This is a genomic window from Streptomyces sp. NPDC057486 (assembly GCF_042802415.1).
In the GTDB taxonomy this organism is placed as follows: domain Bacteria; phylum Actinomycetota; class Actinomycetes; order Streptomycetales; family Streptomycetaceae; genus Streptomyces; species Streptomyces yanii.
The window spans coordinates 25,423-32,849 of sequence record NZ_JBHVEE010000113.1; the positions used below are offsets into that span (position 1 = coordinate 25,423).

The 7,427-nt window shown below is 71.5% G+C and carries 6 protein-coding genes; 2 read left to right on the top strand and 4 right to left on the bottom strand.

Going from position 1 to position 7,427, the window contains the following annotated elements:
• Positions 1-131: 131 nt before the first annotated feature.
• The 4 genes from ACFU6I_RS36200 to ACFU6I_RS36215 are packed head-to-tail and all read right to left on the bottom strand — an operon-like array spanning position 132 to position 4,788.
• Positions 132-1,187, bottom strand: a complete 1,056-nt coding sequence (locus ACFU6I_RS36200) for a hypothetical protein (RefSeq protein WP_384374875.1) — start codon at positions 1,185-1,187, stop codon at positions 132-134.
• Positions 1,188-1,198: 11 nt separating this feature from the next.
• Positions 1,199-2,134: an N-acetylneuraminate synthase family protein gene (locus ACFU6I_RS36205; protein WP_266982308.1), complete on the bottom strand. Its 936-nt coding sequence runs from the start codon at positions 2,132-2,134 to the stop codon at positions 1,199-1,201.
• A 12-nt stretch (positions 2,135-2,146) separates the two neighbouring features.
• A complete protein-coding gene (locus tag ACFU6I_RS36210; RefSeq protein ID WP_384374878.1) occupies positions 2,147-3,409 on the bottom strand; it encodes a cytidylyltransferase domain-containing protein in 1,263 nt (420 codons plus the stop codon).
• A 20-nt stretch (positions 3,410-3,429) separates the two neighbouring features.
• Positions 3,430-4,788 (bottom strand): DUF6716 putative glycosyltransferase, encoded by a 1,359-nt coding sequence (locus tag ACFU6I_RS36215; RefSeq protein ID WP_384374881.1) that lies wholly within the window; start codon positions 4,786-4,788, stop codon positions 3,430-3,432.
• 209 nt (positions 4,789-4,997) lie between these two features.
• Between ACFU6I_RS36215 and ACFU6I_RS36220 the strand changes: the two genes are divergently transcribed.
• Positions 4,998-5,981 (top strand): glycosyltransferase family 2 protein, encoded by a 984-nt coding sequence (locus ACFU6I_RS36220; protein ID WP_384374884.1) that lies wholly within the window; start codon positions 4,998-5,000, stop codon positions 5,979-5,981.
• Entirely contained in the window at positions 5,978-7,351 is a 1,374-nt protein-coding gene (locus ACFU6I_RS36225; protein ID WP_384374887.1) for a polysialyltransferase family glycosyltransferase, read from the top strand. Before ACFU6I_RS36220 ends, ACFU6I_RS36225 begins: the two co-directional genes overlap by 4 nt.
• Positions 7,352-7,427: the final 76 nt, after the last annotated feature.

Below are 7,427 nucleotides of genomic sequence, written 5' to 3' on the forward strand. Positions count from 1 at the left end.
GACGACGTCGGCTTCGAGCGGCGCCGGACCCCCGTCCTCCTACGGAGCGAACCCGAACGCGCTCGTCGTCTGTGAATCGAGGCCGCTCGGGCAGTCCGCCCGGGCGGCCTCAGCCGTTCGCAGGGACGGGCTCAGGCCTCGGTCACCGCGGTGGCCCGCCACGGGGCGAGGCGCTGTACGTCGCGGGCCGTCTCCGTGACACCGCTCAGGAAGCCCTGCGCACGTGGCGACGCCGTGTCACGCAGCCACTCCGGGGCGATGTCGCAGACTGCGACCTTGACCTCCGTGCCCGCCAGCGCCAGCGGCAGTGTGTGGACCACCGTGGAGGGGAAGCTCAGGACCGTGCGGCCGATCGGGCCGCGGCGGGCGATGAGTTCCAGGGGGAGGTCCGGGCGGACGATCTCCAGGCCGGTGGCGGCTTCCAGGGCGTGGAGTTTGTCGGCGGACTCACGGCGGTGCGCGAAGTAGCGGGTCGCGCCATGGGTACGGGCCAGGGCGGCGACCGCCTCCAGGTACTGGGCATGGTCGACCACGCCCGTCTCGACCAGGGATGTGCCGACCAGGTCCGCGCCCTTGGTGAGGAGTGGCGGGCCGAAGCGGGCACGGGTCCAGGCGAAGGTGTTGGGCGTGACCGTGACACCGGCCGGAGCCTCGACCGGCATGGCCGTGAACACCTCGACCTCGCGGGTCGAGGACGGGGTGAAGCGACGGCGGGCGGTGGCCGTGACCGGGGCCAGGATCAGGTCGCGCGGGCCCGAGCTGCCCCGCCGGTGCCAGCGCACCAGCCTTTCACCGCCGGCGAGTTGGGCGACGAACTCCATCGTGGCCGTGCCGTCGTCGACGACCGTGAGCCGACGGGTGCGGACCATGGACAGGAGGAGCTGCACGTAGCGGGAGAACGGGTCGCCGATCACGATCCGGTCCGCCCTGCGCAGCAGTCCCGTCAGGGCCCGGAGGGTCTTCAGTGGCGCGCCCGCCCCGCCGCGCGCCTCCTGCCAGCGGACGTTGATGCCCTCGTCGCGAGCCAGCTCCGCCATCCGGCGCAGCTGGCCGCGCGACATCGGGTCGACCGGGGGGAGGACGACGACCGTTATGTCCGCCAGGACATGGTCGTCGCCTCCCTCTGTGAAGGCCCACTCCAGGACGTTCAGGAGCTGGACCGGGCTCTCGACGAAGGCGAGGTTCACCGGTCGGCCCGTCAGACCGCGACCGGCTCGGCGGCCGGGGCCGCCTCGGCGTTCTCGGCGACGACGCCCGCGACGCGACGGAGCTTCTTCATCGGGCCGAGCTCGGACTCGTACACCTTCTTGACGCCGTCACCGAGGGAGGCCTCGATGGTGCGGATGTCGCGGACCAGACGGGTCAGGCCCTGCGGCTCGACGGAGGCGGCCTGGTCGGAGCCCCACATGGCCCGGTCGAGAGTGATGTGGCGCTCGACGAACGCGGCGCCGAGGGCGACGGCGGCGAGGGTGGTCTGCAGGCCGGTCTCGTGGCCGCTGTAGCCGATCGGGACGTTCGGGTACTCCTGCTGGAGGGTGTTGATGACGCGGAGGTTCAGCTCCTCGGCCTTCGCGGGGTACGTCGACGTGGCGTGGCAGAGAAGGATGTTGTCCGAGCCGAGGACCTCGACCGCGTGGCGGATCTGGCGCGGGGTCGACATGCCGGTGGAGAGGATGATCGTGCGGCCCGTGGCGCGCAGCGAGCGGAGCAGCTCGTCGTCGGTGAGGGAGGCGGAGGCGACCTTGTGGGCGGGGACGTCGAACTTCTCCAGGAAGGCGACGGCCTCGGTGTCCCACGGGGAGGCGAACCAGTCGATGCCGCGCTCGGCGCAGTGGTCGGAGATGGCGCGGTACTCGGCCTCGCCGAACTCGACGCGGTGGCGGTAGTCGATGTACGTCATCCGGCCCCAGGGGGTGTCGCGCTCGATGTCCCACTGGTCGCGCGGGGTGCAGATCTCCGGGGTGCGCTTCTGGAACTTGACGGCGTCGCAGCCGGCCTCGGCGGCCACGTCGATCAGCGCGAGGGCGTTGTCGAGGTCGCCGTTGTGGTTGATGCCGATCTCGCCGGTGATGTAGACGGGGCGGCCGGGACCGGCGGTGCGGGTGCCGAGGGTGCGCAGACGGGAGGTGCTCATGGGGGTGTTTCCTTACTTGGTGGTGGGGTTGGTGGGGGTGGAAAGGTGGCCGGTGAGGGTGGGCCCGAGCAGCCACGCCGCGATTTCGCGGATGGCGCCGAAGCCGCCGGGGGTGGTCGTGACGGCGCGCGCCGCGACGCGTACCGAGTCATGGGCGCTCGCTACGGCGACGGGCCAGCCGGCGAGGGCGAAGCAGGGCAGGTCATTGACGTCGTTGCCGACGTAGAGCACCCGCTCGGGCGCGATGCCGTGCTCGTCGCACCACTGCTTGAGCGCGAGGTCCTTGCGGTCGATGCCGTGCAGGACGGGGATCTTGAGCTTGTTGGCGCGGGCGGCGACGACCGGGTTCTGCTCGGTGGAGAGGATCAGAAGATCCAGGCCCGCCCTGCGCAGGGCGGCGATGCCCAGACCGTCTCCACGGTGGACGGCGACGATCTCGCGTCCGTCGGAGTCGATCAGGACCCGGTCGTCGGTCTGCGTGCCGTCGAAGTCGAGGACGACCGCGTCGATGTCCTCACGGGTCGGCAGCGGTGACGGGTCCAGGAGCGGTGCGAGGGCGCGGGCGCGGGCCAGGTCGTGCGGGTCGTCGATCTCCAGGACCCGGGCGGGGTCGGTGGTGACCAGCGCGGTGTGTCCGAAGAAGCGGTGCCGGTGGGTACGGAAGCCCTCGACGTCCATCGCGTAGGCGGCGCCGGTCTCCAGCAGGTCCTGGGGCCGGTCCTGGCGGCGAGGGCGGACGGCCTTGTCGTGGTTGACGCCGTAGGTGTCGTCCTCGACCGCGCTGCCGTCGCGCCAGATGAAGCCGTGGAACGGGGCGACGGTGACGGCCGTGTCGGCGCCGTCGCGGGCGACGGCGGCGGCCACGCCGTCGATGTCCTCGCGGGTGACGAACGGGCTGGTGCACTGGACGAGCAGCACCACGTCGGCGGTGCGCTCGTGCATCGCCTCGTACGCGTCGAGTGCGTGCAGCACCGCAGCCTCGCTGGTCGCGGTGTCGCCCGCGATGGCCGGCGGGCGCTGGACGCAGTGCACGCGCTCGGTGGCGCCGAGCGCGTCGCCCGCCGCCCGGGCCGCCTCCGCGATCGCCGCGTCGTCCGTGGTGACGACGACGTCCGTGACCTCACGGACGGACAGGCAGGCGCGGACCGCACGGGCGACCAGCGGTATGCCGCCGACCTGGGCGAGGTTCTTGGCCGGGACACCCTTGGATCCGCCGCGGGCGGGGATCACCGCGAGCACGGTCGGGTTCGGCTTCGGTGTCGAGGTCGGCGTCATGTCTGCTCCTGGATTCGTTGTCACAGCTCGCCCATCCGTCGGATCACGGGGGCGACCCGCTGGACGCCCTGCCGGTACGCGCCGCGTGCCGCTTCCCGTACCGCGTCACGGACCGCGCCCCGCACCCCGCCCGTCTCGCGCGGCGCGGCGGCACCGGGCAGCGGGTGGCCGTCGGGGGCCAGGTGGTGGCGGGCGAGGATGCCGGGCAGGTAGCCGGAGGCGGTGGCGGGCGTGTAGTACGGGGCGAGGTCGGGCAGGCGGGACGCGGCCAGCAGCGCGTCGACGCGGGCCCGTGCGGTTTCGTAGGCCGTGTCGTAGGTGCCGTCGGCGGCGACGCCCTGGCCGGCCAGCCATGTCTCGTCGGGCTCCGGGTGGGAGCCGCCGTCGAGCCGGTCCCACGAGGTGAGCAGGCCCGAGCCGATGAAGTGGTGGTTGCCGAGGGCCTCGCGCACGCCGAGGTCGCTGAGGATCGCGGTGGGGATGCGCCGGTGCAGGGACTCCAGCGCGGCGGTCGAGGAGACCGTGACCAGCAGGTCGGTGCGGTCGAGGACCTCGCCCATGTGCCCGTACACGAGACGGAAGTTGGGCGGCAGTCCGCCGGGCAGCTTCTCCGCGAGCCGCTGGTACGGGAGCTCTTCGATGTGTGTGGTGTGCTCGCCGGGCTTGGAGCGCAGCTTCAGCAGCACCTCGCGGTCCGGGTGCAGCCTGGCGTGCTCGACGAGCCTGCGCAGCAGGTACGTACGGTCGGCGCGGGACGCCGGTACGGAGGGCTGGGCGGCGAACACCACGGTGTCGCGGCCCTCCTGCGGCCGGTGCGGGGCGCCGCCGAGGAACGGCAGTGCGGCCTCCGTGACGGCCGAGGCATCGGCGCCCACTCCCTCGTACACGGCGCGGAAACGCTCGGCGTCGTGACGGGAGTTGGCGAGGACGATGTCCGCGCCGTGCCGCAGCAGCAGTCCGTCGGCGAGCTTCTCGTAGACGACACCGACGTAGCCGGTGACGACGACGGGCCTGGCCGGCAGCCGCAGGGCGGCGAGGCCGTGCAGCATCGCCTGGACCGCGCCGCCGACGAGGGCCAGGACCACGACGTCGTACCCCTCGTCCCGCACGGTGTGCAGGAACTCGACGGCCGTCACTTCGCGCACCCGGCCGGTCTCGACCCCCACGTCACCGACTTCGGCGAGCTGGCGCGCGGTCGGGGTGGCCCGGCCGCGAAGGAGCAGTCCGCTGATCTCGACCGGCCGTTCCGCCGCGCGGGGCGCGTCCGGGGACCCGGTGGTCAGGCGGCGCGCGGTGAGCGCGCCCCATTTCCACCGGGTGTCCGAGTCGGCGAGTACGGCTACCCGGAGCGCCGTGGTCTTGCTGGTACGTGGGGGCACGTCCTAGAAGCTAGGAAGGCATTTCGATTCATGGCCCAACGTGACGGCAACAGATGGTTAACAGCCCGCCGACGCTCGGCGAATCAGCTTCGCAAAAGGCCCTCGATCGCCATGGATTCGGTCCGGTTCATCGCTTCGACATTCGTCGTTCACCTGCCGTCCCTCCTGGGGCCAGGGCAAATGACGAGCGCCCGCCTAGCGTGAGACGGGTGGTTAAGCTCTCCGTCATCGTGCCGTTCTACAACGTGCAGACATACGCCCCCGACACCCTGAGAAGCCTGCGGGCCAACGCCCGCGAGGACTTCGAATTCATCCTCGTCGACGACTGTTCGACCGACGGGACCGCGGACATACTGCGCCGCGCGGAGGACGAGATTCCGGGGGTGGTCGTCAGCAGACACAAGGAGAACGGCGGGCTGGCCACCGCCCGGAACACCGGCCTGGACGCGGCCCGCGGCGAGTACCTCGCCTTCCTGGACGGCGACGACTGGGTGGCCCCCGGTTACTTCGCCGGGCTGCTGGCCCGGGCCGAGGCACTGGGCTGCGACTTCGTCCGTACCGACCATGTGCAGGTCGACGGCAGGACCCGTACGGTGCACCGCGTGCCGCACGGTCGGCGCGACGAGGTCATGGACCCGCGGAACGCGATCCTGCCCGCCACGCGGACCACCTCCGTCGACTACCCGTACGCCTGGGCGGGCCTCTACCACCGCCGGCTCCTGGACCGGGGACTGCTGCACTTCACGGACGGTCTGCGCACCGCCGAGGACCGGCCGTGGATCTGGCGGCTGCACCGCGAGGCGGATTCCTTCGCGGTACTCGGATTTCTCGGGATTTTCTACCGGCGCGGGGTCGCTTCGTCACTGACCCAGATCGGTGACGTACGCCAGCTCGATTTCATTCGTTCATTTGACCAAGTGGTACGGGAAACGGCGGAGGACCGCGATGCGCGGGCCCTTCTGCCGAAAGCGGTCCGCACCTACTGCGCAATCATTTTTCATCACATGAGCTCCATGGAGAGATTCGAACCCGCCGTGGCCCGGGCCCTGAAATCGATGAGCGCGGCCGCACTCAAGCGGATGCCGCAGGACGTGCTGGACGAGGCCCTGGACTCGATGGACGTACAGCGCGCGACCCTGTTGCGCCGACTGCGTCGCCGCCCGGTCGCCGCGAAGGAGGTGGCGGCCGCATGAGCAGCAGCCGGACCCGTACGACGCAGATCTTCCTCGCCTCCACCCTCTACGGCGCCGCCACCCTCGCGGCCGCGCTGGACTCGGGCGCCTTCGCGGACGCCGACCGCCGCATCCTGCTCGTCTCGAACAATGCGGCGATTCCGGAGACGACACCCGCCGTCGACGCGATGCCCGGGTTCGACGCGCTGCGCGGCCGGTTCGACGACGTGGTGTCGTGGAACGAGACCATCGCCCCGTTCCACCCGAGCGGCTGGGCCCCGCGTCCGGACGACGTACCGCTGTGGGAGCGTCATCTGCGCCTCGCATGGGGACTAGGGGACGACACCGTCGAGCTCGCGATCGAGTCGATCCAGGTCAACCCGGCCATGGCGATCGCCCAGATGTTCACCGGCGCACCGATCGATGTGTACGCGGACGGGCTGATGAGCTACGGCCCGACCAGGAACAAGATCGACCCGCTGACCGGCACGCGGGTGCGGCGGCTGCTCCACCTCGACCTCGTGCCGGGACTGAAGCCGCTGCTGCTCACGGAGTTCGGGGTCGCGCCGGAGGTCGTGCCGACCGAGGCGTTCCTCACGGTGCTCGGTGAACTGGCCGACGCCCACGATGTGGTGGGGAGCGTGCCGTCCGTGGAGGCGCCCGCTCTGCTGCTCGGCCAGTACCTCTCCGCGCTGGGGCTGATCAGCGCGACGGAGGAGGAGGAACTGCATCTGCGCATGATGCGCGGGGCGGTCGAACTCGGCCACACGCGGCTGGTGTTCAAGCCGCACCCGACGGCTCCGGCGCAGTGGTCGCGGGCCATGGAGACGGAGGCCGAGAAGCTGGGCGCGGAGCTGACCGTGCTGGACTCGGGGGTGCTGACCGCGCCGGTGCTGGCCGAGGTGCTGTACCGGCGGATGCGGCCGGCGCTGGTCGTCGGCTGCTTCTCGACCGCGCTGCTCACGGCGTCCGCGTTCTACGGTGTGCCGGTCGCCCGGGTCGGTACGGAGATGCTGCTGGACCGGCTGTCGCCGTTCGAGAACAGCAACCGGGTTCCGGTGACGCTGGTGGACGCCCTGGTGCCGGACCTCGGCGACCGGCAGGCGGTCACAGAGGCGAAGGCGGTGGCACCGGCCGAGCTGGACGAGCTGATCACCGCGGTCGGGTTCACGATGCAGCCGAAGATCTATCCGGAGCTGCGGCCGGCCGCTGAGCGGTATCTCTCCACCCGCCTCACGGCGACGACCTGGCGCTACTTCAAGCGCAAGCGGCTCACCTCGCTGGGGCTGCCGGGTGGAGTGCCCGCCCAGTTCGCGTTCCTGCCGCGGAACGCAGCGGTGCGCAAGGTGGCGCGGCGGGCGAAGTCGTTGCGGCGGGTTGTGCTCCGATAGGCCGGGGCGACCGGGTACTCCGCGTCGGGCCGCCCGGCGCTCGTGGGCAGAAAAGCGGGGCGGGGCGCCCGGTCGG

Coding starts and splice junctions, on each gene's coding strand:
- ACFU6I_RS36205 (WP_266982308.1), bottom strand. CDS start 2,134: ATGAGCACCTCCCGTCTGCGCACCCTCGGCACCCGCACCGCCGGTCCC.
- ACFU6I_RS36210 (WP_384374878.1), bottom strand. CDS start 3,409: ATGACGCCGACCTCGACACCGAAGCCGAACCCGACCGTGCTCGCGGTG.
- ACFU6I_RS36225 (WP_384374887.1), top strand. CDS start 5,978: ATGAGCAGCAGCCGGACCCGTACGACGCAGATCTTCCTCGCCTCCACC.